Below are 23,734 nucleotides of genomic sequence, written 5' to 3' on the forward strand. Positions count from 1 at the left end.
GCCGCCTAAGAGCCCGCGACAGCGGACGCCGCCTAAACCGCCGGGCGCGAACGCACCAGCGGCGCGAAGAACGCGGCGAGTTCCGCCGTCGCCGTCAACGGCAGAACGGTGGCGACGTACTGGTCCGGGCGGACCACCACCACAACGCCGCCGCGGTCCAGGCCGCGCAGCTCGAAGATGTCGGCGTTCGGGTCCGTGCCGTAGACCTTCTCCAGGTAATTCAGCTGGAACGGGCCCACGGCCGGCTTGAACACGGCCGGCACGGCACTGATGTCCACCCCGGTGTGTTCCTGCTGGTAGATGACCTTGACGTCGAACCAGGCGTCGCGGTCCAGGCCCACGGGGGTGGCGGCCAGCGGCGAGTCCGGCGAGTCGGCCAGCCAGTCCGCCAGGTCCGTGGTGGGCGACGGTGCACCGGCCACCGCGGTGTCGGCGAAGACATAGATCCGCCAGCGCCCGTCCGCCGCGGCCTGGTGCCCCAGGTGCAGCGGGTTGGTGTCGCAGACCCGCACCACCGGCGCGGACTTGAAGCGCTTGCCGATGGGGAATCCGGCGGCCAGTTCCTGGTGCTCCGGGCCGCCGACGATCATCGAGGGCTCGTACTGGGTCATAAACCCGGCCGGGAACTCCGCGGTGCTGACGTAGAAGTCCTCCAGCTGCGACGGGCTGTCGAACTCCTCCGGCTTCTTCGCCATCAGCGTCGACCACTCCTTGTCGAAGTCGATGAGGTTCTTCGCGACCACCTGCCGCTCGGCTGAATAGGTGGACAGCAGGGCCTCCGGGCTGCGGCCCTCCAGCACGTGCCCCAGTTTCCAGCCGATGTTGAACCCGTCCTGCATGGAGACGTTCATGCCCTGGCCGGCCTTGGCGCTGTGCGTGTGGCAGGCATCGCCGGTGATAAAGACCCGCGGGGTGCGGGTGCCGCGCTCCGCGGGGACGACGTCGTCGAACCGGTCGGTGAGCCGGTGACCCACCTCGTAGACGCTGTGCCAGGCGACGTTGCGGACATCGAGCGTATAGGGGTGGATGATGGCGTTGGCCTTGGCGATGATCTGTTCGATGCTGGTGCTGCGGACCGCGCCGGCGGCGCCGTGCGGGACCACGCCCAGGTCCACGTACATCCGGAACAGGTGGCCGCCCTCGCGCGGGATCAGCAGGATGCTGCCGCCCGTCCCGGAGGTGATGGCGCATTTGGTGCGGATGTCCGGGAAGTCGGTGTTGGCGAGGACGTCCATAACGCCCCAGGCGTGGTTGGCTTTGTCCCCGGCCATGGTGCAGCCGATCGCGTCGCGGACCTTGCTGCGGGCACCGTCGGCGCCCACCACGTACTTCGCCCTGACGGTGCGCTCGGTGCCGGCGTCGGGCCCGGCGGTGTGCAGCAGCGTCACGGTGACGGGGTACTCGCCGTCGCCCACTTCCAGGGCCTTGAACTCGTAGCCGTAGTCCGGCGTCATCCGGGTGGGCGCGTGGGCCATCACCTCGGCGAAGTAGTCCAGGACGCGCGCCTGGTTGACGATCAGGTGCGGGAATTCGCTGATCCCGGCGGGGTCGTCCAGGGTGCGGGCGGCGCGGACAATCCGGGACGGATCGGCGGGGTCCGGCTTCCAGAAGGCCATCTCGGTGATGCGGTACGCCTCGGCGGTGATCCGCTCGGCGAAGCCGAAGGCCTGGAACGTCTCCACGCTGCGGGCCTGGATGCCGTCCGCCTGCCCGATGGCCAGCCGGCCGTCCCGGCGCTCGACGATCCGGGTGGTCACGCCAGCGAACTGGGACAGCTGCGCGGCCGCCAGCATCCCGGCGGGGCCGGTGCCGACAATCAGGACGTCGACGGCGTCGGGCAGCTCGGCGGGCCGGTCCAGGCCGGTGCCGGCGGCCGGCTGGACCCGCGGGTCCCCCGATACGTAACCGTGGTGGTGGAAATGCACAGGGAACCTCACTTCGTTGTAGGGCCGGCTGGCGCCTTAGCACCGCCTGTTCGATAATTGAACATGTTGTTCTAATATCGAATCGCTGCATTGACTATAGGCTCCGCGGGATCGGGCGGGCAACTTTATTGTGGCCCCGCTCACAGGGCGACACACCGGCGGAGGCACCGCCGTCGTACCTCCGGGGGGAGGGAACGCCTAGGCCGGCCGGCGCTCGCGCCACAGCAGCGATATCACCAGCACCACGGCGCCGAGTCCGAGCATCACCAGGACCATCAGTCCCCAGTTGGCCTGCGTGACCCCGGTGCCGTAGAAGATGCCGATCAGCACGGTGGCGGTGATCGCGCCGAGGTAGCGGCAGGTCTGGAAGATCCCGGCCGCGACGCCGCGCTCCTCGAGTTTGGTGGAAAGGTACATGCCTTGGCTCGAGGCGATGCTGACCACGCAGTACGGCACGCCCAGCAGCGCCGTCATCACCAGCACCAGCGGGACGGCCAGGGACGCGGTCAGCAGCCACATGGTGGCCGAGGCCAGGATCAGGAGCACGACGCCGGCGATCAGCACCCGCCGGACACCGAACCGGTCGATCGCGCGGACCGCGGCCGGGGTGCCGACCACCGAGATAGCGGCGAGCGGCAGCATCAGCAGGCCCACGATCCCGGGGTCGTAGCCGCCGGCGGTCTGCAGCAGCTGGGGCAGGCCGAAGAACGCGAAATAGTAGATGCCGCTGAACAGCGCGAAGCCCAGGTAGACCAGCAGCAGCGGACGGTTCCGGCCCAGCAGCCGCAGGTCCAGGAACGGCGGATTAAAGCGGAGCTCGCGCCACGCGAACAGCACAGCCAGGACCAGCCCGGCCCCGAGCAGCCACCACCGGAACCCGGGCAGCACGTTCAGCAGGGCCATCATCACCAGCACCAGCGCGCCGATGAAGGCCCCGATGCCCGGCAGGTCCGAGTCGCGGAGCAGCTCCGCCACCCGGCCGTGCTCCCGTTTCGCGTCCGCCGGGGCGAACCGCCGCACCACCACCATGGCCGCGAGCGCCAGCGGGACGTTGATCAGGAACAGCGCCTCCCAGCCCACCAGGCTCACCAGCAGGCCGCCCACCACAGGCCCGATGGCGGCGGCCGAGGTGTTCGCCATCTGGATCCGGCCCAGCGGCCGCGTGGATTTCACGTTCGCCTCCCGGGCCAGCGCCGCCACCATCACCACGGCGCTGGGATACGCCGTCGCGGTCCCCAGGGCCATAAACGCCCGCGCCACGCAGAGCAGCGCGAAGTTCGGCGCGAAGGGCGCCAGCGCACAGGTCGCCGCCACCAGCGCCATCCCCAGCAGGAACAGCCGGCGCGGGCCGAACCGGTCCGCGAGCCGTCCCATCAGCGGCTGCCCGGCCGCGGAGGTGAGGTAGAAGGAGGTGACCACCCAGGTGACCGTGGCGACGTCGAGCTTGAAGTCCGCCTGCAGCACCACCAGCGCGACGGCGATCATCGAGGAGTTCAGCGGGTTCAATGATGTGCCGAGGCTGAGTCCTGCGATGGCGATACCGGTCCGGGGAGAGTTGCTCACGGCAACAGTCTGTCCTACGCCGACGGCCGGGACCGAACCGGCGGCCCGGGTCCGGCGTAATACCCGGGTCAGCCCTTGGTCTTGGCCACCGTCATCAGGATGGCCGAGTCCTCCTCCGCCACCAGGCTGTGCAGCCCGTCCGGGACGATCAGCAGGTCCCCGGTTTTGCCTTGCCACGAGTCGTCGCCGGCCTGCAGCCGGACGCAGCCACGGAGCACGTAAACGGTGGCCTCCCCCGGGTTCTGGTGCTCGCTGAGCTGGGTCCCGGCCTTGAACGCCATCACGGTCTGGCGGAGGACCCGCTCGTGACCGCCGTAGACGGTATCCGCCGCACGTCCGCTGCCGGCCGCGAGCGCCGCGGCCACCTGCTGCCGGGCCAGGGCCTCGATCGATATCTTCTGCATGCGGCCACGCTACCCACCGCGGCGGTCCCTGCCGAGGGCCCTTCGTCCCGCTCCCCTTGCCGGGACGTCAGTACACCACCCGGAAGTTGCTGTAGGCGCCCGTGGCCCGGGTGATCCGCTCGTCCACGTGATCCACCCGGCCGGGCGCCTCCGGCGAGCGTAGCCAGCTGCGGAACTCCAGCACCACCGCCTGCGGTCCCTCAACGACGACGCCGACCGTCCCGTCGTCGTTGTTCCTGACAGTGCCGCGCAGCGCCAGCTCCTCGGCCTTGCGCACCGTAAAGTAGCGGAACCCGACCGCCTGCACCATGCCCTGCACACGGGCCGTGAGGCGTACGGCGGTGCCGGTGTCCGCGGCCCCGGGGAGCTCTGCGTCGTCAGCCATACCTCCAATGTAGACCCGGCCCGGGACCGGGAGCATCCGGGACCTTTGCCCCTTTCAATCCCTCCGCCGCGCTGGGCAGGGTGGAAGGAGACCTTCGGCATTGTGCACACTGCGGACACCCCGCGTCGCCGCCCGGAGCGCCTGAAAGGACAGAGACAATGGCAGGACAATTCGAGATCTTCACCGACGCAGAATCGAACGTCCGGTTTCGTTTGTTGGGGGCTGACGGCACAATTCTCGCTGTCTCTAAGGCCTTCAAGGACAAGCGTTCCGCGGCCGACGGCATCATGGCGGTCCGTGAATGCGCCGGCACCGGACTGATCCGGGAGTCGCACGCCACCCAGCGCACCACGCAGTGGGCCGGCCAGGGCCGGACCTCGGCCGTGGGCGCCGTGGGGGCCGACCACCCGCACGCCCGTAACCGCCGCAGGCACCTGCCCGCGGTCTAGGGGCCGGTTGGAGTTTCGGGTTCACGGCGGGCGTGATCAGCCCCACCTTGACATTCCGCCGATTTCAAATGGCCGCCGAAGCTTGCTAGAGCTTAAAAGATGCAAGAGTTTCTGAGTTCCGCCATGCCCTTCCTCGCCGTGGCCCTGGCCGTGGCCGCCGGGCTGATCGCCTCCTGGGTGGTGCGCCGCGTGATCCTGCGGCTCAACCGCAAGCAGGAAGCCCTCCGCGAGACGTCCCGGATGGCGCGGCTGCCGCTGCGTTTTGCGCTCTGCCTGATCGGGGTGCGAATTGCGCTGGCCACCACCACGGCCGACGCCGAGTGGCGCCGCAACGTGGACCACGGCCTGGCCATCGCCCTGATCGGGTCCGTGGCGTGGCTGGCGATTGCCGTGCTGCTGATCATCGAGACGATGGTCCTGACCCGCTACCGGGTGGACGTGGCCGACAACCGGCGTGCCCGGCGGCTCCGCACCCAGGTGATCCTGGCCCGGCGGATCGGCGTCGCACTGATCGCCATTGTGGCCCTCGGCAGCATCATGCTGACCTTCCCCGCCATCCAGGCGCTCGGCGCCGGGCTGCTGGCCTCCGCCGGGGTGATCTCGATCGTCGCCGGCCTCGCCGCCCAGACCTCGCTGGTGAACGTCTTCGCCGGCATCCAGCTCGCCTTCACGGACGCCATACGCGTGGACGACGTGGTGGTGGTCCAGAAGGAATGGGGCCGGATCGAGGAAATCACCCTGACCTACGTGGTGGTGCACATTTGGGATGACCGCCGGCTGATCCTGCCCTCGACCTACTTCACCACCACCCCGTTCGAGAACTGGACCCGGCGCCAGTCCGAGGTGATGGGCACCGTGGAGTTCGACCTCGACTGGCGCGCCCCGGTGGAGGCCATGCGGGCCGAGCTGAAGAAGGTCCTCGCCTCGACCGACCTCTGGGACGAGCGGGTGGGCATCCTGCAGATCACCGATGCAACCGCTGGCTTTGTCCGGGTCCGGATCCTGGTCAGCGCCGGGGACAGCGCCTCGCTCTTTGACCTGCGCTGCCTGATCCGTGAGGAGCTGGTGCTCTTCCTGCAGCAGGAGCACCCGGCGGCGCTGCCGCACGTCCGGCTCGAATCCCTGCCGTCCGCCGCGGCCTCCAGCCAGCCCGCGCCCAGGCGTCCGGGCAAACTGGCCGCCGCCGACGAGACCGCCGCCCGGCTGCCCTCCGACCCGCACGACTCGCAGTTGTTCACCGGCTCCATCGAGGCCGTGCAGCGGTCCCGCGCGTTTGCCGGCCCTGGCGAGGACGTGTTCGAGGACCGGGATAAGTCGATCGCGGCGCAGAACTAGGGTTGCAGGGCCTGGGCGCACCACTGGGCAGTTGCCGTGCTGGGCCGGCCGCCGGCCCTGCTCTGGTCTTCCCTCGCCGCGGTGACGGGTCGATAATCGGAGCCATGACGATTCCCCCGCACCCAGAGCCCGATCCGTTCCCGCCCGAGCCCGGCCCGGCCACGCCCGAACCACAACCGGGCGACCCGTTCCCTCCGGATCCGGGTCCCACGCCGCCGACGCCCGAGCCCGCCCCGGGTCCCGGTCCGACGCCGTCCCCGGCGCCTGGCCCTGCCCCGACGCCCGGCCCGCTGCCGATCCCGGACCCCGGGCCGGTTGCACCGCCGTCGCCCGTTCCGCCGAGCCCGGACCCGTCCCGCTTCTAGGCCGGTCCGTGGTCCGGTTGGCGGTGGTTAGTCGATGACGATGTCGCGGGTCCGGTGGTCGTAGTGGATGACCAGCAGGCCGCCGCGGTGGTGGACCTCGTGGTTGGCGCCGTCGAAGTGGCCGAACGCGCCGTAGTTCTCGTCCCAGGACCGGTTGATGGCGATCTTGAAGCTGTAGGAGCCGGCCGGCAGTTCCGCCGCGAGCTTCCAGAGCTGGTCCACCTCGTCCAGCTGCATCTGCGACTCGTCATACTGCGGCGCCCAGTTGGCCGGGGCGCCCAGCAGGACGTTGAAGTCGCCCGCCACGGCGACGGCGGCCGGCTGGACGATCGTTTCTGCCTGGGTTTCTGCCTGGGTCCCGGCTGCGGTGTCCGGGGCCTCGGCGGGAGATTTAGCGGCCGCTTTGCGCTTGCGGACGGCCTTCGCGACGGGGGCTACGGCTTCCTCCACCAGCTTGGCGGCGGTGTCGGCCACCTTCTCGGCGACCTTTTCAGCCACCTTGACTGCCTTCGGACCGGCCTTGGGTGCAGTCTTGGGTGCGGTGTGCCCGGCGGGGGCGGACGGCAGCGGGGTGTCCGCCGGAACCGGGGTACCGGCGTCGAGCGCTGCAGTGAAGGCGGCGGGATCGGCGAAGGCGACCGTCGCGCGCTGGCCGTCCTCGGTGATGGTCCAGCCGGAGCGGCCCTTGACCAGCCAGCCGGCCTTTACCAGCTTCGCGGTCGCCGTGGTGAGCGCCTTGTGGCCGCGGGGAATGCCGCCGCTGAGCAGTTCGCGCTCGTGGTCGTTGAGCGGGACCCGCGCGATCGCCTCGCCGAGGACGGCGCCGGCGTTTAGCTTCTCGCCGGACCAGACCCCTTCCGCCAGCACGTCAAGCACAGCCTTGAGCCGAAGGTTGGTGTTTTCCGCAGCGTTGGCGCCCATGGGTCTCCTTTAGAAGCAATTGATCCATCTGCATTTTGCCAAGGTTCGGCGGCTTCCGCGACTGGGCGGGGTTAACTTTGTGTGTCGTGACCCACTGTGACGGCGACGGGGCGCCGGTGGTACGGGTCAGCGTCCGCCGCGCGGAAACCCGTTGCCCGCGGCAAGCATGCTGACTAGAGTGGGCTGATCGCCGCCGTCCCCCGGGGCTGATCCGCGGCACTCCCCCACTGGTTCAGGAGATCCCCATGGAAACACGCACCCTCGGCTCCCTCACCGTCTCCGCCCTCGGCCTGGGCTGCATGGGAATGAGCGAGTTCTACGGCAAAGGCGACGAACAGGAGTCCACGGCCACGATCCACGCCTTCCTCGACGCCGGCGGTACCCTCCTGGACACCGCCGACATGTACGGCCCGTTCACCAACGAACAGCTGGTGGGCAGGGCGATCGCAGGGCGCCGCGACGACGTCGTACTGGCCACCAAGTTCGGCAACGAACGCCGCGAAGACGGCTCCTGGGTGGGCATTAACGGCAAACCCGAGTACGTCCGGGCAGCGTGTGACGCGAGCCTGCAGCGCCTCGGTGTGGACCACATAGACCTCTACTACCAGCACCGGGTGGACAGGACCGTGCCGATCGAGGAGACGGTCGGTGCCATGGCGGAGCTGGTCCAGGCCGGCAAGGTCAAACACCTGGGCCTCTCCGAAGCGAGCGCCGACACCGTCCGCCGCGCCCACGCCGTGCACCCCATCAGCGCCCTGCAGACCGAATACTCGCTGTGGGAACGCGAACCGGAAACCAAGATCTTCCCGGTCCTAGCCGAGCTCGGCATCGGATTCGTCCCTTACAGCCCACTGGGCCGCGGCTTCCTCACCGGGCAGCTGCGCAGCGAATCCGACTTCGCGGAGGACGATTTCCGCCGCCACTCGCCGCGCTTCCAGGGCGAGAACTTCACCCGCAACCTCGAACTCGTGGACCGCGTGACCGAGCTTGCGGCGGAGAAGGGCAGCACCCCGGCCCAGCTGGCCCTCGCCTGGCTGCTGGCCCAGGGCGCGCACATCGTACCGATCCCCGGGACCAAGAAGCGCGACCGGCTGCGCGAGAACCTGGGCGCCGTCGACGTCGAGCTCTCTGCCGAGGACCTGGCCCGGCTCGACGAGCTGGCCCCAGCCGGCGTCGCCGCGGGCGCCCGCTACCCGAACATGGGCACCATCGACGTCTGACCCCGCCGTTGCCCTATCACTTATGGTCCCTATCCGGCCGGTTTAGCCGCCATAAGTGATAGAGCAACCCGGGGGGATTTAGCGGCCCGAGGCGGCCAGCTCTGCCAGCAGCTCGGTCTTCCGCTCCTCGCTCGCGAACGAGGACCGGATGGAGTTGGCTGCGAGGCGGACACAGTCGAACTCGGAGAGCCCGATCACGGATTTGAGCTGCGCGAAGTTGTCATCCACGTACCCGCCGAAGTAGGCGGGGTCGTCCGAGTTCACGCTGACGTTCAGCCCGGCCGCCAGCATGCCCGGCAGGGGGTGGTCCGCGAGGGTGTCGACGGCGCGGAGCCGGACGTTCGAGAGCGGGCAGACGGTCAGCGGCATGAGCTCCTGGACCAACCGCTCCACCAGCTCCGGGTCCTCCATACAGCGGATGCCGTGATCGATCCGCTCCACGTCCAGGGCGTCCAGCGCCTCGATGATGTACGACGGCGGGCCTTCCTCGCCCGCGTGCGCAATCCGCCGGAGCCCGGCGTCCTTGGCCCGCGCGAAGAGGCGTTCAAACTTCGACGGCGGATTGCCCACCTCGGCCGAGTCCAGCCCGATCCCGGCGATCGGCGCCTCCATGGCGAGCAGCTGCTCCAGCACCTCGAGCGCGGATTCCTCGGACAGGTCGCGCAGGAACGCGGCGATCAGCAGGGTGGAGACACCGAACTCCTCCTGCGAGGTGGCCAGCACCGAGGCCACACCGTTCACGCAGGTGGCCAGGGACACCCCGCGGGTCAGGTGCGCCTGCGGGTCCAGCATGATCTCGGCATGCCGCACCCCGGCGGCGGCGGCCCGGGTCAGGTAGGCCCGGGTCATGTCGGCGAAGTCCTGCTCGGTCTGCAGCACGGCCATATTCGCGTAGTAGAGATCGAGGAACGACTGCAGGTCCGTGAACTCGTACCGCGCCCGCAGCTCGTCCAGGTCCGCGTAGGGCAGCGTGATGCCATTGCGTTCCGCGAGCGCGAAGATCAGTTCCGGTTCGAGGGTGCCCTCGATGTGCAGGTGCAGTTCGGCCACCGGGAGTGCCGCGTGGACCCCGCCGGGAACCTCGGCGAACTCCGGAATCCCCTCGACCTGCGGCGCAGTCTCCTGCTCCGCGTCCTGCACTGCCTGCGGCGCTGCTCTCTGCTCTGCCTGCGGCGCTGGGGCGCCGCCGTCGTAAGTTTCCATTGGGTAAGGATATGCCCGCCGTTATGGATATGCCGCCCGGGGCCGGGACGGATAGAGTCGAACAGATGCACAATGATCAGCAGGCTTCCGATTCCGCCGGCCTGGCGCCGGACCACCCCACGGACGGCTTCGTCCGGGTCCGCGGCGCCCGGGAAAACAACCTGCGCAACGTGGACGTGGACGTCCCGCGCGACGCGATCGTGGCCTTCACCGGGGTGTCCGGGTCCGGGAAGTCCTCGCTCGCGTTCGGCACCATCTACGCCGAGGCCCAGCGCCGCTACTTCGAATCCGTGGCGCCCTACGCCCGCCGGCTGATCCAGCAGGGCCACAACCCGAAGGTGGAGCTGATCACCGGCCTTCCGCCCGCCGTCGCCCTCCAGCAGCGGCGCGGCACCCCCAGCTCCCGCTCCACCGTCGGCACGGTCACCACCTTGTCCAACTCGCTGCGGATGCTCTTCTCCCGCGCCGGCAGCTACCCCGACGGCGCCGCGCCGCTGGACTCGGACGCCTTCTCCCCCAACACGGCGGCCGGCGCCTGCCCGGAGTGCCACGGCCTGGGCGTCGCGCACACCGTCACCGAATCCTCGCTGGTCCCGGACCCCGCCCTCAGCATCCGCGACGGCGCCATCGCCGCGTGGCCCGGGGCGTGGCAGGGCAAAAACCTGCGCGACATCCTCACGCACCTGGGCTACGACGTCGACACCCCCTGGCGGAAGCTGCCCAAAAAGGACCGCGACTGGATCCTCTTCACCGAGGAGCAGCCCGTCGTGGAGGTCACGCCGCAGCGCGACCGGGTGGCCAAGCCGTACAAGGGCCGCTTCTGGAGTGCCCGCAGCTACGTCCTGCACACCCTCGCCGATTCCAAGAGCAGCACCATGCGGGAGAAGGTGCTGCGCTACATGGAGACAGGCCCGTGCCCGCGCTGCGGCGGCAGCGGCCTGCGCCCCGAAGCCCTGGCCGTGACCTTCGCGGGGAAAACCATCGCCGAGCTCAACGGCGTCCCGATGACCGAGCTCGCCGCGGTCATCCGCCCCACCACCGAACTGACGACGGCGGGGACGGCCTCCCGTAAGCACTCGTCCGGCGAGTCCAACGAGGTGGCCGTCGCCATCACCCGTGACCTGCTCCAGCGGATCACGGTGCTGCTGGACCTGGGCCTGGGCTACCTCGCGCTGGGCCGGTCCACGCCGACGCTCTCCCCCGGCGAAATGCAGCGGCTCCGGATCGCCACCCAGCTGCGCTCGGGCCTCTTCGGCGTGATCTACGTGCTGGACGAGCCCTCCGCCGGCCTGCACCCGGCCGACGCCGAACCCCTCCTCGCCGTCCTGGACCAGCTGAAGTCCTCCGGCAACTCCGTGTTTGTGGTGGAGCACAACATGGACGTGGTGCGCCGCGCCGACTGGCTGGTGGACGTGGGCCCGCGCGCCGGTGAAGGTGGCGGCGAGGTCCTCTACAGCGGCCCCGTCTCCGGCCTCGCGGCGGTGGACGCCTCTGTCACCCGGCCCTACCTGTTCCCGGCGGACGGGAGGCCGGCCGGCAGCAAAGCGGCGCGGGACCGCCGTGAGGCCGCCGGCTGGCTCGAGCTGCAGGGCATCACCCGGCACAACCTGCAAGACCTCGACGCCACCTTCCCGCTGGGCGTCCTGACCGCCGTCACCGGGGTGTCCGGCTCCGGCAAATCGACACTGGTCAGCCAGGTCCTCGCCGAGGTCGCCAACGCCTGGCTGCACCCGGACGCCGACGCCGCGGCGCCCGACGAGACGGAGGACGACGCCGGTGAGCCCGCCGCGCCGCTGAGCGTGGGCCCGGTGACCGGCCTGGAGCAGATCGACCGGCTGGTGAAAGTGGACCAGAAGCCGATCGGCCGCACCCCGCGGTCCAACCTGGCCACCTACACCGGGCTTTTCGACGCCGTGCGGAAGGAATTCGCGGCGACGGATGAGGCGAAGGCCCGCGGTTTCAGCGCCGGACGCTTCTCCTTCAACGTGGCCGGCGGCCGGTGCGAGACCTGCCAGGGTGAGGGCTTCGTGGCGGTGGAGCTGCTGTTCCTGCCCGGCAGCTACGGCCCGTGCCCGGAGTGCAACGGCTCGCGCTACAACCCGGAGACGCTGGAAGTCAGCTACCGCGGCAAGAATGTGGCCGAGGTGCTCGGCATGACGGTCAACGCCGCCGCGGAGTTCCTCACGGACGTCCCCGCCGCGGCCCGGGCGCTGCAGACCCTCCGCGAAGTGGGGCTGGGCTACCTCCGGCTCGGCCAGCCCGCCACCGAGCTCTCCGGCGGCGAGGCCCAGCGCATCAAACTTGCCACGGAGCTGCAGCGGGCCCAGCGCGGCCACTCGTTGTACCTGCTGGACGAGCCCACCACGGGACTGCACCCGGCCGACGTCGAACTCCTGATGGCCCAGCTCCACCGCCTGGTGGACGCCGGGAACACCGTGGTGGCGGTGGAGCACGAGATGGATGTGGTGGCCGCCGCGGACTGGGTGATCGATCTGGGACCTGCCGGTGGCGACGCCGGCGGCAAGATCATCGCCGCCGGGGAGCCCGCCGTCGTCGCCCGCTCCAAAAAGAGCAGGACCGCCCCGTACCTCGGGGCGGTCCTGAAGGGCTGAGCCGGAGGGCGGTCAGGCAGCCTTGGGAAGTTCGCGGACGATGCGGACCTTCCACGCGGCGTCGTCACTGGTGTCGAGCAGGGCCACCGTGCCCTGGGCCAGGTGCAGGGCAACGCGCTTGGCGGCCAGCAGCTCCAGGTAGAGCTGTTCGTTCATGCGCGCGGGGGTGTCGATGACGTACTTCACGGCGTCGCGGACCTTCCGGTAGTTGGCGCTGCGTTCGCGGTGCAGGTGGAGTTCGAGCAGGCGGCGCTGGCGCAGGCGCGGCTCGTGCCGGTTCAGCCAGGACACGGCGGCGTGGACGGCCACCACCAGGGTCAGCGAGACCGCATAGATTTCCCAGCCGCTGGAGAGCAGGAAGAGCGGCAGGTTCGCGATGGCGACGACGGCGATCAGCAGCCGGAACGCGAGCAGCCGGCGCATGGTCAGGGCCACGGAGGCCAGGGCCGCGCGGAAGCCGGTTTGTTCCTTGCGGGCCTCGGCAGGGTCCAGCGTGAATTCTTCGAGAACCAGGATGCCGTTGGCTTCCGGGCCGAGCATTTGTCCGTATTTGGGCGCAAAGGGCGCCGCTGCTTCGAGGTTCATGGCAGGTCTTCCGTGCGGCTGGGGTGGTTGCCGTAAATAATAAATCTCCGGGCTGGGAGCTGTCTGTAAGTATCCGCGATGTGAACACGCTCACCCGGGACGCCCAGCAATTGGCGATGCGGGCCCGTGGCCCCAAACTGGAGAGATGCAGACTTTCCTTCCCTTCCCCGATTTCCGGCAGAGCGCCGCGGCCCTTGACCCCGCGCGGCTCGGCAAGCAGCGCGTCGAGGCGCTGCAGATGCTGCGCGCGCTGGTGATTCCCGAGTACGGCTGGCAGTCCCACCCGGCCGTGCGGATGTGGATGGGGCACGTCCCGGCCCTGACCATGTACGGCCTGGCCATGGTGGATGAGTGGACGGCGCGCGGCGGCGAGGACACCACCCGGGAACGGATCATGGAGTTCGCCCCGCAGGCAGCCCACCCGGACTACGCCGCCAAGATCCAGATGCCGTGGTGGCTGGGGAATCCGGACTTCCACCTGAGCCACCGGTCCCGGCTGCTGGCCAAGGACCACAAGTTCTACGCCTCGGTCTTCCCCGGCACGGACCCGGACCTGGAGTACGTGTGGCCCGAGCCCAAGCACGAGCTCATCCCCGAAGATCCTGCCGGTGACCGGATGTGGATCCTCCGCCTTCCGCTGGGTGACACCGACCCGCAGCAGCTGGACACGGTGAGCCTGCCCCCGGTGCGGGGCAAGGGGGCCGGTGCGGGCGAGGACGAGGAGTACCAGTTCGTGTACGCGGACAACGGGTCGCGCCGGCCGGAGAAGAACTCCCGCAAGCGTCCGGCCAAGCCGCTGGTGAAGAAGCCCTCCCGCAAGCGCCAGGCCCAGGAAGAGGCTTTCGCGACGCTGCCCGGCAAGTCCGTCGTCGCGGTCCCGTTCGACGGCGGCCGGTCCTTCGCCGTGGGCGAGGTCCAGGGCCGTCCGATCACCGTGGACGGCCGGTTCGCCCGCAACTTCCAGGTCACCGAGGTCCTGTCCCGCTCGGACTTCGACTACCCGGCGCTGCTGCAGGACCCGCGGGTCTTCTTCCCGATCGCCGCACGCTAGCCCCGCCCGCGCCGCCCTGAAATTACTGGCAGACTGGCCATTATGACTGTACTGCTGGCCGGTTGCGGCGATCTGGGGACCGAGGCCGGACTGCGCTTTGCAGCGGCCGGGCACAAGGTGGTGGGCTGGCGCCGCTCGCCGCACAAGCTGCCGGCCGAAATTCAGGGTGTGGCCACGGACCTCAGTTCCGGCGAACTGCCGCCGGTCCCGGCGGACACCACCGCCGTCGTGGTTGCCGTCGCGGCTGACTCCCCCACCGAGGACGCGTACCGGGCGGCGTATGTGGACGGCCTGGCCCGGGTGCTCGACGCCGTCACGGCGTCCCGGGCGCCGGTGCGGCGTGTGCTCTTCGTGTCCTCCACGGCGGTGTATGGCGATGCCGGCGGCGGCTGGGTGGACGAGACGACGACGCCGAATCCCGGCGGGTTCTCCGGCCGCATCCTGTGTGAGGCCGAGGACCTGCTCAGCAGCCGCCTCGACGCAACCGGGATCACGCCCGTAGCGCTCCGGCTGGGCGGGATCTACGGCCCGGGCCGGACGCGCCTGATCGACCAAGTGCGCGCCGGGAACGCCACGGTGCCGGCCGGGCCCCGACTGACCAACCGGATCCACCGCGACGACGCCGCCGCGGCTATCGTCCACCTGTGCACCGTGGCTGCGGAGCCGGCACCCCTGTACCTGGGTGTGGACAACGAACCCGCCGAACTCGGCGAGGTGCTGCGGTTCCTGGCCGGCGAGCTCGGACTGCCGGCGCCGGCCAGTGCTGCGCCCGGGGATGACGGGTCGCAGAGCGGCGCTGGCGCGGCGGGCGGCGGGGCTGGCGGCGGCGGCGAGCCGTCGCGCGGCGGGAACAAGCGCGTCAGCAACGCCCTGCTCCGCGGCACCGGGTTCACTTTTGAGTACCCTAGTTTCCGCGAGGGCTACCGCGCTGTCCTGGCCGGCGTCGGCGAACGGCATCCCTGACCGGCCCTGAGGCGCGCCGCCGTTCCACCACCAGACTTCACACCCAACTCCTCCAAGGGGCAGCATGGATTTTCAGCACATCATTGAGACGGTCGGCCGGTTCATGGACTTCGCCGGGGTCGCCATCATGGTGGTCGGCGCCGTCGTGTCGTTGCCTATGGCCTTGCGCGGCTTCCAGCCCAAGGAACTGCCTGCCGGCGCCGAGCCACTCTCGATCTACCGGTCCTACCGGCAACTGCTGGGCCGCTCTATTCTGCTGGGCCTCGAGCTGCTGGTCGCGGCCGACATCATCCGCACCGTGGCCGTCACCCCGACCTTCGAGAGCGTGGGCGTGCTTGCCATCATCGTGCTGATCCGGACGTTCCTCAGCTTCTCCCTGGAGCTCGAAATCACAGGGCGCTGGCCCTGGCAGAAACAGCCCCCAACCAGCCCGGCGGCGACAACCGGCTGAGCTTGCTCCAGGACGCGTCCTCGAGAAGGCGCCCGACGGCGGCGGTGCTGGCTAGCGCGGCCGCCGCTGGAACTCGGTCACCGAGGTCACGACGCCGGTGAACTGCCGCTTGGGTGCGTAGCCGATGACCTCCATGGCCCGCCGCGCGCCGGTCCTGCTGGTTAGCTCCACCACCCAGACCGTGTTGTATTTGAGGATGCGGTTTTTGGCGGTTTTGACGTCGTATCTCCGGTCGAAGATGCGTCCCCACTCCGCGGCCGTCCGCGCCATCGTGGGGTCATTGAGGCCCTCGAAGGCCTCCGGGTAGCCACGGAACGCCATGTCCCGGTCGTTTCCAATCACAAAGGCGTCCCCGGGGCGGGCCTCCCGGTGGATGGTGTCCGCGATGAAGCGGAAGTCATCACTCTGGATGCGCCCGTATTCCGTGCGCTGCCCAACGTAGGACGGCAGCGAGATCCCCAGCGCGGTCAGCAGCCCCACGGCAGTCGCCGCCATCCGAACCTTGCGGACGCGGCCGCCCTGCGGGTTGCCCGGTGGTTTCCCCTGCGGGCTGGCGAGCCGCCTGGCCAGGAGCGGAGCCGCCGCCAGCATCGGCAGGGCCGCCAGCTCAAACGAAACATACCGCGGCAGGTAGTAGCCGCGCCCCGTGATCACCGATCCCGCAATGACCGCAGCCAACGGAAGCACCAGCCACGGCACGGCCAGCTTGACGGCGAAGGTCTTCCGGGCCAGGATCGCGCCAATCAGCGCCGCGACCCAGACCAGGGCCGCCAGTCCGTACATCGAAAAGTCCTCGCCCGGCGTCGGCTGCGGGCTGGAAACGAAGTTTTCGGTCGAGTAGTAAGCGTCGCTGAAGAACTGGACGAAGGCGACCTCGTACGTCGTCGACGCCCCGATGGGCGGCACCCAGGCGATCTGGAACTGCTGCCCCGAGGCGACGGCCGCCACCACGCCCGCCGGGATGAGCCACCCCACCGAGGCCAGCGCGAGGGCACGCCAATGCCTGCGGAGGCGTTCGTCTGCCAGCAGCGTGACCGCGTGCGCCGCTATGAGGAGCACGGCATAGAAGGACAGGCTGACAGTGACCAGGCCGGTGAGGCCGTACCAGAGCCAACGCAGCCTGGACGGGGATTCGCGGATGACCACCAGGAGGTAGGTCGCCAGCACGGCGCCCAACACCGTCAGCGCGTAGGAGCGGGCGTCGGTGGCCACGTACTGCACCCGCGGGAGGATGACGAAGATCGCAGCGGCGGTGATCCCGTAGGCGGTCCCCCCGAGCCGGCGGCACAGGGCCATCAGCAGGCCGGCGGCGACAGCGACGGCGAGAAGGCTGGGCAGACGCATGGCCAACTCCGAGAAGCCGAATATTCTCGTCCAGCCATACATCAGGATGTAGTAGGCGCCGTGCACCGCGTCCACCGTTCCGAGCATGCTCCACAGCTCGGGGAACTCCCGGTTGACGGCGCTGACGGTGGCGGCCTCGTCCGTCCAAAAGCTGGGTACCGATACGCCGACCATGGTGTACAGGAAGGCCAGCACCCCCACGAGGATGGGGACGCGGCTGCTTCTCTTCACCCGACAATCTAAGCATGGATGCCGGGGCCGATCCGGCGCCCGCCGGGCCTACCGTCCCGCGGCGTACCCCTGGGCTCCCCGCGGGTTGGCCGCTGCCTGCAGCACTCCCGTCCCGGGGTCGCGGACGACGGCGGACAGGCGGCCCAGCGTCCACCCGCCGGCCACGGTCACCACGTGACCTCGGCGCTCCAGCCCGGCGATGACGTCAGCTCCCAGACGGTCCTCGACGACGGCGCCCCCGGGCTCCCAGGTGCGGGGCCAGAACGAGCCGGGCATCGACGTCGTATGGAACGTGGGTGCGTCGATGGCCTGCTGCGGCGAATAGCCGCCCACAATGGTCCGCAGCAGGTACGGGAGCTGCCACTGGTCCTGCTGGTCCCCGCCCGGTGAGCCCAGGGCGGTCACGGCGTGCCCGTCCCGGAATACCAAAGTAGGCGTCAGGGTGGTGCGGGGCCGTTTGCCCGGGGTGAGGGTGGACGGTGTGCCGGGTTCTAGCCAGGTCATCTGCAGGCGGGTCCCAAGGCAGAAACCGAGCTCCGGAATGGCGGGCGAGGATTGCAGCCAGCCGCCGGACGGTGTGGCCGAGACCATGTTGCCCCAGCGGTCGACGACGTCGATGTGGCATGTGTCGCCCCGGGTCTCCCCGGTCGGTGCCACGGTCGGCTCCCCCACGCCCAGGCCCGCGGGACCCGCGGCGCCGCTCCGTGCCAGCGCCGGCGGCGTGTACTCGGTCCGCAGCACGGGCACATACGGCTCAAGCCCCGGCACCTGGCCGGGCCGGTATTCGTGCGACGCCCGGTCCGTGATCAGGGCCCGGCGCCCGGCGCAGTATTCCTCGGAGAGGAGGTAGTCCAGCGGCACGTCCGTGTCCCCGTAGTACGCCTCGCGGTCGGCCAGCGCCAGCTTTTGGGCCTCCAGGATGGTGTGCGCCCCGAGCTCGGTGGACGGGTCGAGGAAGCGGTCCTCGAAGCCCGAGAGGATGGCCAGGGTCTGCAGCAACGCCGGGCCCTGGCCCCAGGGACCGGTCTTGGCGATGGTGTGCCCGCGGAACTCGACGGTGGCAGCCGCCTCGTACCCCGCCTCGAACCCGGCCAGATCCTCCAGCGCCAGGACCCCGGCGTGATCGGTGCCGGACGAGTGCCGGTGCGGGGTCTGCACCGACTCCGCCATGGCGCGGGCCACGAAGCCCTCGCGCCATTCCCGCCGGGCCGCATCGATCCGGGCCTCGCGCGACCCAGCCGTCCCTGCCGCCTGGCCGGCGTCGATCAGCCGTTCCAGCGTCCGGGCGTAGGCGGGGTTCCGGAACAGTTCGCCGCCGGCGGGGATCCTGCCTTCGGGCATCCACAGTTCAGCGGAGGCGGGCCAGTGCTCCTGGAACAGCTCCGACACGGCGGCGATGGTGGTTACGACCCGGCCCAGCAGCGGGTGGCCGTCCCGGGCGTAGCCAATCGCGAATTCCAGAACGTCCGCCAGCTCCCAGGTCCCGTGGTCGCGCAACAGGAGGAGCCAGGCGTCGACGGCGGCTGGCACCGCCGCGGCGAGGGCCCCCGAACCGGGCACCAGGTCCAGTCCTTCGGCCCGGTAGTGGTCCACCGTGGCGGCGGCGGGCGCAGGTCCCTGGCCCATGAGCACCACGGGCGTGCTTGGGTCAGAGGCCGCCGCGAAGACGCCGGTCATGTCCCCGCCGGGGCCATTCAGGTGGGGCTCCACGACGTGCAGCACGAAGGCGCCGGCCGTGGCGGCGTCGAACGCGTTGCCGCCGCGTTCCAGCACGGCCTGGGCCGCCGCCGTCGCGAGCCAGTGCGTGGAGGCACTCATCCCGAAGGTGCCCTGCAGGGTGGGGCGGGTGGTGAACTGTTCAGCCGGGGTGAAGGTCATGAATCAGCCGAAGAGCGCCGCCACGCGGGTCAGGGTCTCGTAGACCCCGTAGGCCAGGGGCACCCCGACCAGGGCCCAGGCCACGGCGACCTTTCCGGTGGATGCGTTGACGGCCGTTCCCCGGGCGCCGGTGTTGGGTGCTGTGCTCATCTCAGGCCTCCATGGCGGGTTGGTGCGACTCTTTGTGGTCCGGGCGCGGCTCGTGGAACCGTGCGTCGACCGGCTTGACCAGCAGGTTGGCGACGAAGCCGATGACCAGCAGCGCCACCATGGTCAGCAGGGCCGGCTGGTAGGACGCGGCGTTCAGCTGCCCGGGCTTGCCCTGGGCATCGAGGAACGCGTTCACGATCAGCGGCCCGGCGACGCCGGCGGCGGACCAGGCGGTCAGCAGCCGGCCGTGGATGGCCCCCACCTGGAAGGTGCCGAAGAGGTCGCGCAGGTAGGCCGGGGCGGTAGCAAAGCCGCCGCCGTAGAAGGAAATGATGAAGAACGCGAGCACCACGTAGAGGAGGGTGGTGGAGGAGCCGGCCAGGGCCAGGACCGTGTAGAGCACCGCGCCGACGCCCAGGTACACCATGTAGATCCGTTTGCGGCCGGTCACGTCGGAGGTAGCGGACCACGCGAAGCGGCCGGCCATGTTGCCGATGGAGAGCAGCCCCACGAACCCGGCGGCGACGCCGGCACTGACCAGGGACGCGCCGTCGGACTTCCGGAAGAAGTCCTGGATCATCGGGGCGGCCTGTTCCAGGATGCCGATGCCGGCGGTGACGTTGCAGAACAGGGCGATCCAGACCAGCCAGAACTGTTTGGTCTTGATGGCGTTCCGGGCCGAGACGTTATCCGTGGTGACCAGTTTGGAGGCCTTGACCTTGGCGGGATCGAAGCCCGCGGGCCTCCAGCCCTCTGCCGGCACCTTGATGGTGAAGGCGCCGAAGAGCATGTAGGCGAGGTACACGGCGGCGAGGGTCAGGAAGAGCTTCCCGACCGAATCGCCGCTGGCCACCCAGCCCTTGGCCCCGGAGTTGGGGTCGTACAGCTTCAGCAGGGCGGTGGACACCGGGCTCGCGATCAGCGCGCCGCCACCGAAGCCCATGATGGCCATGCCCGTGGCGAGGCCGGGGCGGTCCGGGAACCACTTGATCAGGGTCGATACCGGCGAGATGTAGCCGATGCCCAGGCCGATGCCGCCGACCACGCCGTAGCCGAGGTAGACCAGCCACAGTTGCTGGGTGAAGATTCCGAGCGAGCCGATCAGGAAGCCGCTGGCCCAGAACATGGCTGAGGTGAACATGGCCTTGCGCGGGCCTTTCTTGTCCACCCAGGTGCCCATGATCGCCGCGGAGAGGCCGAGCATCACGATAGCGATGGAGAAGATCACGCCGATTTCGGTCAGGCTGGCGCCGAAGTGCTTGACCAGCGCCGTCTTGTACACGCTGGTTGCGTAGGCCTGGCCGATGCAGAGGTGGACCGCGAGCGCCGCGGGCGGCACGAGCCACCGGTTGAATCCCGGCGGAGCGATAGTTCGTTCACGGTCCAGCCAGCCCATATGTGCTCCCCTTGCTCGTCGCGGACGTCGTCGTCCCTCTGCCTAGAGGCTAAAGCCACAGAAGTGGCTCAGTTGCCTCCGGCAATCATGAGGCAGATCATCAGCAAACGTAGCACTTCTGCGCCGAGCGGTAGCCAATCCGCGACGAACGGCGGTTCTACCTCCCGAGACCGGCCTTCCGCAGGGCTTCAGCCATCGCGGTGTCCGCCGGGCCGGCCTTGGGCGCGGCGTTGGGCTTCATGCCGGGTGTGGATCTGTGGGCGCCCTTGGGGGCTGGCTTTTGTGCGCCCTGCGGGGCCGGCTTTTGTGCGACCCGGGGTGCGGCCTGCTGCCGGGACGGGGCGCCGGACGGTTCGTCGTCGAGCCTCAGCGTCAGCGAAATGCGCTTCCGCTCCGGATCGGCTTCGAGCACCTTGACCCGGACCACCTGCCCGGACTTGACCACCTCGCGGGGGTCCGCGACGAAGCGGTTGGCGAGCGCAGAGACGTGGACCAGCCCGTCCTGGTGCACCCCGACGTCCACGAACGCCCCGAAGGCCGCCACGTTGGTGACCGTTCCCTCGAGCACCATGCCCGGTTTGAGGTCGGAAATCTTCTCGACCCCCTCCAGGAACGTGGCCGCCGCGAACGCAGGCCGCGGGTCCCGGCCGGGTTTCTCCAGCTCGGCAATGATGTCCCGGACGGTGGGCAGCCCGAACGAGCCGTCCACAAAGTCCTGCGGGTCCAGCGCGGACAGGTTCCCGCCCGCCGCGGACCCGGACGCGGCTGCGGCCCCGGCCGCGGCACGGATCTTCCGGGCCAGCGGGTACGCCTCGGGATGCACGCTGGAGGCGTCCAGCGGTTCGGCTCCCCCGGTGATCCGCAGGAAGCCGGCGCACTGTTCGAAGGCCTCCGCGCCCAGCCGGGGCACCTTCTTCAGTTCGCTGCGTCTGGCGAAGGGACCGTGTTCGTTCCGGTACGCCACAATGTTTTCGCTCAGCAGCGGCCCGACGCCGGCCACCCGGCTCAGCAGCGCCGGTGAGGCGGTGTTGAGGTCCACGCCCACAGCGTTTACGCAGTCCTCGATGACGGCGTCGAGGCTGCGGTCCAGCTTGGCCGCGGTGACGTCGTGCTGGTACTGCCCGACGCCGATGGACTTCGGCTCGATCTTCACCAGTTCGGCCAGCGGATCCTGCAGCCGCCGGGCGATCGAGACAGCCCCGCGCAGGGACACGTCCATCCCGGGCAGTTCCGCGGCGGCGAGCGCCGAGGCCGAGTACACGGAGGCGCCGGCCTCGGAGACCACGAGTTTCTGCGGCGCCGTGCCGGGCCCCGAACCCAGCTGCCTGATGAGCTCGGCCGCGAGTTTGTCCGTTTCCCGGGAGGCAGTGCCGTTGCCGATCGCCACCAGCTCCACGCCGTGTTTCCGGGCCAGGGCCAGTAGCGTGCGGAGCGCCTCGTCCCACTTCCGGGCGGGGGCGTGCGGGTACACGGTGTCCGTCGCGACCACCTTGCCGGTTCCATCCACCACCGCCACTTTCACGCCGGTCCGGAGGCCCGGGTCGAGGCCCAGGGTGGCGCGGTTGCCGGCCGGGGCGGCGAGCAGCACGTCCCGCAAGTTGGCGGCGAACACCCGCACGGCCTCGTCCTCGGCGGCGGCGAACATCCGGCTGCGCAGGTCGCCGCTGAGGCGGCTGAGCACGCGGGAGCGCCAGGCCTGCTGCGCTGTCTGCACGAGCCAGGCGTCGGCGGGCCGGCCACGGTCGGCGACCCCGAGGAACCTGGCCACGGCGCTTTCATACCGTCCGCGGGCGGCGGTGAGAGCGGCGTCGTCGTCCGGGTCCGCCTCGCTGAGATCCAGTTCCAGGATTCCGTCCTTTTCGCCGCGCAGCAGCGCCAGCACCCGGTGCGACGGCATCCCGGCGGGCGCCTGGGAGAACGCGAAATAGTCCTTGAACTTCTGTCCCTCTGCCTCTTTGCCTTTCTTGACGCGCGAGACCATACGGCCCTGCGTCCAGAGCCGGTCGCGAAGGGTGGCGGCCAGGTCGGGGTCCTGGGCAACGCGCTCAATGAGGATGGAGCGGGCTCCGGCGAGCGCCGCGGCGGCATCGCCGATGGAGTGTTCGGCGTTCAGGTAACGGGCCGCTTCGCGTTCGGGATCCAGATCCGGACGCTTCAGCAGCGCGTCCGCGAGCGGCTCCAGGCCGGCTTCCCGGGCGATCTGGGCCTTGGTGCGCCGCTTGGACTTGAACGGCAGGTAGATGTCCTCGAGCCGCGACTTGGTGTCGGCACCGGCGACGGCGGCCTGCAGGTCCGGGGTCAGGGCGCCCTGGGCGGCGATCGCTTCCAGGATGGTCCGACGGCGGTCTTCGAGCTCGCGCAGGTAACGCAGCCGTTCCTCCAGGGTGCGCAGCTGGGTGTCGTCCAGGGTGCCGGTGGCTTCCTTGCGGTACCGGGCAATGAACGGCACCGTCGATCCGGCGTCGAGCAACTCCACGGCCGCTGTCACCTGCCACGGCTTGACGCCGAGTTCGGCGGCGATCTGGGTCTCAATCGGGGCGGTCTTGGCAGGGCGCTGCGGGGTTTGGCTCACCCGTCTATTTTGCCTTACCCGGCCGGGGCGCCCTCCGTTCCCGCCGGCGCCACGGTCTCCTGCACGTCCTGGACTACCTCGTTATGGCGCAGGAACCAGGGCTTGAACGGCGGGTCGAAGCGGGCAAACCGCGGCGGCCCCACGGCCGTCAGCCCCGCAAGCGTCAGCGCCGCCTGTAGCCCGTCGTTGCGCTGCGCGAACGCGGACCGGGTGCCGCGCCCGGTGAAGCGAAGGGCAGCGGACAGGGCTCCGGGCACGGCGCGGATCCGGACGCCCGGGCTGGTGGGCACCGGAGCAGTCTCGGCAGTCAGGCCCGCGGGAAGGACAAACGCAACCACGAAGTCCGCCGGCGCATCATCGCCCGCCAGCGGGCCGCTTTGGAGCACCGGGGCGGTCATCGCCAGCTTTCGGGCGGCACCGGGTCCGGGAGTTACTCCCGGCCCGCCGGCACTTTCCGCCTGGACCACCGGGGCGGTCATGGCGAGCTTCTGCGAGGCGGTGTTGCTGCCGCTGATGTAATTGAACAAGTGCCGGAAGGCCGCGTTCCCGGCACGGTCGAAGCTCGCGGTCACCCGGATCTCCGCCACAACATAGGCGGGATACCGGCGCAGTTCGAAGTGCGGGTAGCGGTGGACCAGGTCATAGGGCTGCTGTTCGGTCATGGTCTTCCCGACCCTACGCCGGTCCTCCGACAGCGGCCAGAGTGATTTTGCCCGGCCGCCGGTTTCCTG

Annotated in this window: 20 protein-coding genes; 7 read left to right on the plus strand and 13 right to left on the minus strand. The window is 69.9% G+C overall.

Annotated elements, in window-relative coordinates:
• Positions 1 to 32: 32 nt before the first annotated feature.
• The 4 genes from AC1DHY_RS10540 to AC1DHY_RS10555 form a co-directional block, all read right to left on the minus strand.
• Positions 33 to 1,925 (minus strand): FAD-binding monooxygenase, encoded by a 1,893-nt coding sequence (locus AC1DHY_RS10540; protein ID WP_476903586.1) that lies wholly within the window; start codon positions 1,923 to 1,925, stop codon positions 33 to 35.
• Positions 1,926 to 2,123: 198 nt separating this feature from the next.
• Entirely contained in the window at positions 2,124 to 3,488 is a 1,365-nt protein-coding gene (locus AC1DHY_RS10545) for an MFS transporter (protein ID WP_476903587.1), read from the minus strand.
• Positions 3,489 to 3,556: 68 nt separating this feature from the next.
• Positions 3,557 to 3,892 carry a cupin domain-containing protein gene (locus AC1DHY_RS10550; RefSeq protein ID WP_476879027.1) on the minus strand — a complete coding sequence of 112 codons (336 nt, stop codon included), beginning with the start codon at positions 3,890 to 3,892 and terminating at the stop codon, positions 3,557 to 3,559.
• Positions 3,893 to 3,959: 67 nt separating this feature from the next.
• Positions 3,960 to 4,277, minus strand: coding sequence for an acylphosphatase (locus tag AC1DHY_RS10555; protein WP_476879026.1), 318 nt, complete (start codon positions 4,275 to 4,277; stop codon positions 3,960 to 3,962).
• A 158-nt stretch (positions 4,278 to 4,435) separates the two neighbouring features.
• Here AC1DHY_RS10555 and AC1DHY_RS10560 point away from each other — a divergent pair, with 158 nt between their 5' ends.
• Positions 4,436 to 4,726 carry a YegP family protein gene (locus AC1DHY_RS10560; RefSeq protein ID WP_476879025.1) on the plus strand — a complete coding sequence of 97 codons (291 nt, stop codon included), beginning with the start codon at positions 4,436 to 4,438 and terminating at the stop codon, positions 4,724 to 4,726.
• A gap of 99 nt (positions 4,727 to 4,825) precedes the next feature.
• Positions 4,826 to 6,061 (plus strand): mechanosensitive ion channel family protein, encoded by a 1,236-nt coding sequence (locus tag AC1DHY_RS10565; RefSeq protein WP_476903588.1) that lies wholly within the window; start codon positions 4,826 to 4,828, stop codon positions 6,059 to 6,061.
• A gap of 392 nt (positions 6,062 to 6,453) precedes the next feature.
• Here the strand turns inward: AC1DHY_RS10565 and AC1DHY_RS10570 are convergent, their stop codons facing one another.
• A complete protein-coding gene (locus AC1DHY_RS10570) occupies positions 6,454 to 7,347 on the minus strand; it encodes a pullulanase X25 domain-containing protein (RefSeq protein WP_476879023.1) in 894 nt (297 codons plus the stop codon).
• 245 nt (positions 7,348 to 7,592) lie between these two features.
• On the opposite strand from AC1DHY_RS10570, the gene AC1DHY_RS10575 reads away from it, so the two are divergent.
• Complete coding sequence (locus AC1DHY_RS10575; RefSeq protein ID WP_476879022.1) at positions 7,593 to 8,567, plus strand: aldo/keto reductase; 975 nt, start codon at positions 7,593 to 7,595, stop codon at positions 8,565 to 8,567.
• Between the two features lie 78 nt (positions 8,568 to 8,645).
• Here the strand turns inward: AC1DHY_RS10575 and AC1DHY_RS10580 are convergent, their stop codons facing one another.
• Positions 8,646 to 9,770: an adenosine deaminase gene (locus AC1DHY_RS10580; RefSeq protein WP_476879021.1), complete on the minus strand. Its 1,125-nt coding sequence runs from the start codon at positions 9,768 to 9,770 to the stop codon at positions 8,646 to 8,648.
• A gap of 65 nt (positions 9,771 to 9,835) precedes the next feature.
• Here AC1DHY_RS10580 and uvrA point away from each other — a divergent pair, with 65 nt between their 5' ends.
• Positions 9,836 to 12,382 (plus strand): excinuclease ABC subunit UvrA, encoded by a 2,547-nt coding sequence (gene uvrA / locus AC1DHY_RS10585; RefSeq protein ID WP_476879020.1) that lies wholly within the window; start codon positions 9,836 to 9,838, stop codon positions 12,380 to 12,382.
• Positions 12,383 to 12,394: 12 nt separating this feature from the next.
• Here the strand turns inward: uvrA and AC1DHY_RS10590 are convergent, their stop codons facing one another.
• On the minus strand, positions 12,395 to 12,967 hold the full coding sequence (locus AC1DHY_RS10590) for a hypothetical protein (RefSeq protein WP_476879019.1): 573 nt from the start codon (positions 12,965 to 12,967) through the stop codon (positions 12,395 to 12,397).
• A 145-nt stretch (positions 12,968 to 13,112) separates the two neighbouring features.
• Here AC1DHY_RS10590 and AC1DHY_RS10595 point away from each other — a divergent pair, with 145 nt between their 5' ends.
• From AC1DHY_RS10595 to AC1DHY_RS10605, 3 genes are all read left to right on the plus strand, one after another.
• A complete protein-coding gene (locus AC1DHY_RS10595) occupies positions 13,113 to 14,018 on the plus strand; it encodes an MSMEG_6728 family protein (protein ID WP_476879018.1) in 906 nt (301 codons plus the stop codon).
• Positions 14,019 to 14,060: 42 nt separating this feature from the next.
• A complete protein-coding gene (locus AC1DHY_RS10600) occupies positions 14,061 to 14,981 on the plus strand; it encodes an NAD-dependent epimerase/dehydratase family protein (protein WP_476879017.1) in 921 nt (306 codons plus the stop codon).
• Positions 14,982 to 15,045: 64 nt separating this feature from the next.
• Positions 15,046 to 15,432, plus strand: coding sequence for a DUF1622 domain-containing protein (locus AC1DHY_RS10605; protein ID WP_476879016.1), 387 nt, complete (start codon positions 15,046 to 15,048; stop codon positions 15,430 to 15,432).
• A 51-nt stretch (positions 15,433 to 15,483) separates the two neighbouring features.
• On the opposite strand, the gene AC1DHY_RS10610 is transcribed toward AC1DHY_RS10605, so the two are convergent.
• From AC1DHY_RS10610 to AC1DHY_RS10635, 6 genes are all read right to left on the minus strand, one after another.
• Positions 15,484 to 17,007 (minus strand): glycosyltransferase family 39 protein, encoded by a 1,524-nt coding sequence (locus AC1DHY_RS10610; RefSeq protein WP_476879015.1) that lies wholly within the window; start codon positions 17,005 to 17,007, stop codon positions 15,484 to 15,486.
• Positions 17,008 to 17,055: 48 nt separating this feature from the next.
• Positions 17,056 to 18,885: a gamma-glutamyltransferase family protein gene (locus AC1DHY_RS10615; protein ID WP_476903589.1), complete on the minus strand. Its 1,830-nt coding sequence runs from the start codon at positions 18,883 to 18,885 to the stop codon at positions 17,056 to 17,058.
• 3 nt (positions 18,886 to 18,888) lie between these two features.
• On the minus strand, positions 18,889 to 19,035 hold the full coding sequence (locus AC1DHY_RS10620) for an MFS transporter small subunit (protein ID WP_476880597.1): 147 nt from the start codon (positions 19,033 to 19,035) through the stop codon (positions 18,889 to 18,891).
• 1 nt (position 19,036) lies between these two features.
• Positions 19,037 to 20,431, minus strand: a complete 1,395-nt coding sequence (locus AC1DHY_RS10625) for an OFA family MFS transporter (RefSeq protein WP_476903590.1) — start codon at positions 20,429 to 20,431, stop codon at positions 19,037 to 19,039.
• A gap of 157 nt (positions 20,432 to 20,588) precedes the next feature.
• The gene (locus AC1DHY_RS10630) at positions 20,589 to 23,003 is read right to left on the minus strand and encodes a Tex family protein (RefSeq protein WP_476903591.1); all 2,415 of its coding nucleotides are present in this window, start codon (positions 23,001 to 23,003) and stop codon (positions 20,589 to 20,591) included.
• A 14-nt stretch (positions 23,004 to 23,017) separates the two neighbouring features.
• Positions 23,018 to 23,665, minus strand: a complete 648-nt coding sequence (locus tag AC1DHY_RS10635; protein ID WP_476878118.1) for an SOUL family heme-binding protein — start codon at positions 23,663 to 23,665, stop codon at positions 23,018 to 23,020.
• Positions 23,666 to 23,734: the final 69 nt, after the last annotated feature.

Source organism: Arthrobacter sp. 05L44 (assembly GCF_056397605.1).

What these genes read in the sequence shown, in the direction of transcription:
- AC1DHY_RS10605 (WP_476879016.1), top strand. Translation starts at nt 15,046, where the DNA reads ATGGATTTTCAGCACATCATTGAGACGGTCGGCCGGTTCATGGACTTC.
- AC1DHY_RS10580 (WP_476879021.1), bottom strand. Translation starts at nt 9,770, where the DNA reads ATGGAAACTTACGACGGCGGCGCCCCAGCGCCGCAGGCAGAGCAGAGA.
- AC1DHY_RS10600 (WP_476879017.1), top strand. Translation starts at nt 14,061, where the DNA reads ATGACTGTACTGCTGGCCGGTTGCGGCGATCTGGGGACCGAGGCCGGA.
- AC1DHY_RS10625 (WP_476903590.1), bottom strand. Translation starts at nt 20,431, where the DNA reads ATGGGCTGGCTGGACCGTGAACGAACTATCGCTCCGCCGGGATTCAAC.
- AC1DHY_RS10575 (WP_476879022.1), top strand. Translation starts at nt 7,593, where the DNA reads ATGGAAACACGCACCCTCGGCTCCCTCACCGTCTCCGCCCTCGGCCTG.
- AC1DHY_RS10570 (WP_476879023.1), bottom strand. Translation starts at nt 7,347, where the DNA reads ATGGGCGCCAACGCTGCGGAAAACACCAACCTTCGGCTCAAGGCTGTG.
- AC1DHY_RS10635 (WP_476878118.1), bottom strand. Translation starts at nt 23,665, where the DNA reads ATGACCGAACAGCAGCCCTATGACCTGGTCCACCGCTACCCGCACTTC.
- AC1DHY_RS10565 (WP_476903588.1), top strand. Translation starts at nt 4,826, where the DNA reads ATGCAAGAGTTTCTGAGTTCCGCCATGCCCTTCCTCGCCGTGGCCCTG.
- AC1DHY_RS10620 (WP_476880597.1), bottom strand. Translation starts at nt 19,035, where the DNA reads ATGAGCACAGCACCCAACACCGGCGCCCGGGGAACGGCCGTCAACGCA.
- AC1DHY_RS10590 (WP_476879019.1), bottom strand. Translation starts at nt 12,967, where the DNA reads ATGAACCTCGAAGCAGCGGCGCCCTTTGCGCCCAAATACGGACAAATG.
- AC1DHY_RS10595 (WP_476879018.1), top strand. Translation starts at nt 13,113, where the DNA reads ATGCAGACTTTCCTTCCCTTCCCCGATTTCCGGCAGAGCGCCGCGGCC.
- AC1DHY_RS10560 (WP_476879025.1), top strand. Translation starts at nt 4,436, where the DNA reads ATGGCAGGACAATTCGAGATCTTCACCGACGCAGAATCGAACGTCCGG.
- AC1DHY_RS10615 (WP_476903589.1), bottom strand. Translation starts at nt 18,885, where the DNA reads ATGACCTTCACCCCGGCTGAACAGTTCACCACCCGCCCCACCCTGCAG.
- AC1DHY_RS10550 (WP_476879027.1), bottom strand. Translation starts at nt 3,892, where the DNA reads ATGCAGAAGATATCGATCGAGGCCCTGGCCCGGCAGCAGGTGGCCGCG.
- uvrA (WP_476879020.1), top strand. Translation starts at nt 9,836, where the DNA reads ATGCACAATGATCAGCAGGCTTCCGATTCCGCCGGCCTGGCGCCGGAC.
- AC1DHY_RS10555 (WP_476879026.1), bottom strand. Translation starts at nt 4,277, where the DNA reads ATGGCTGACGACGCAGAGCTCCCCGGGGCCGCGGACACCGGCACCGCC.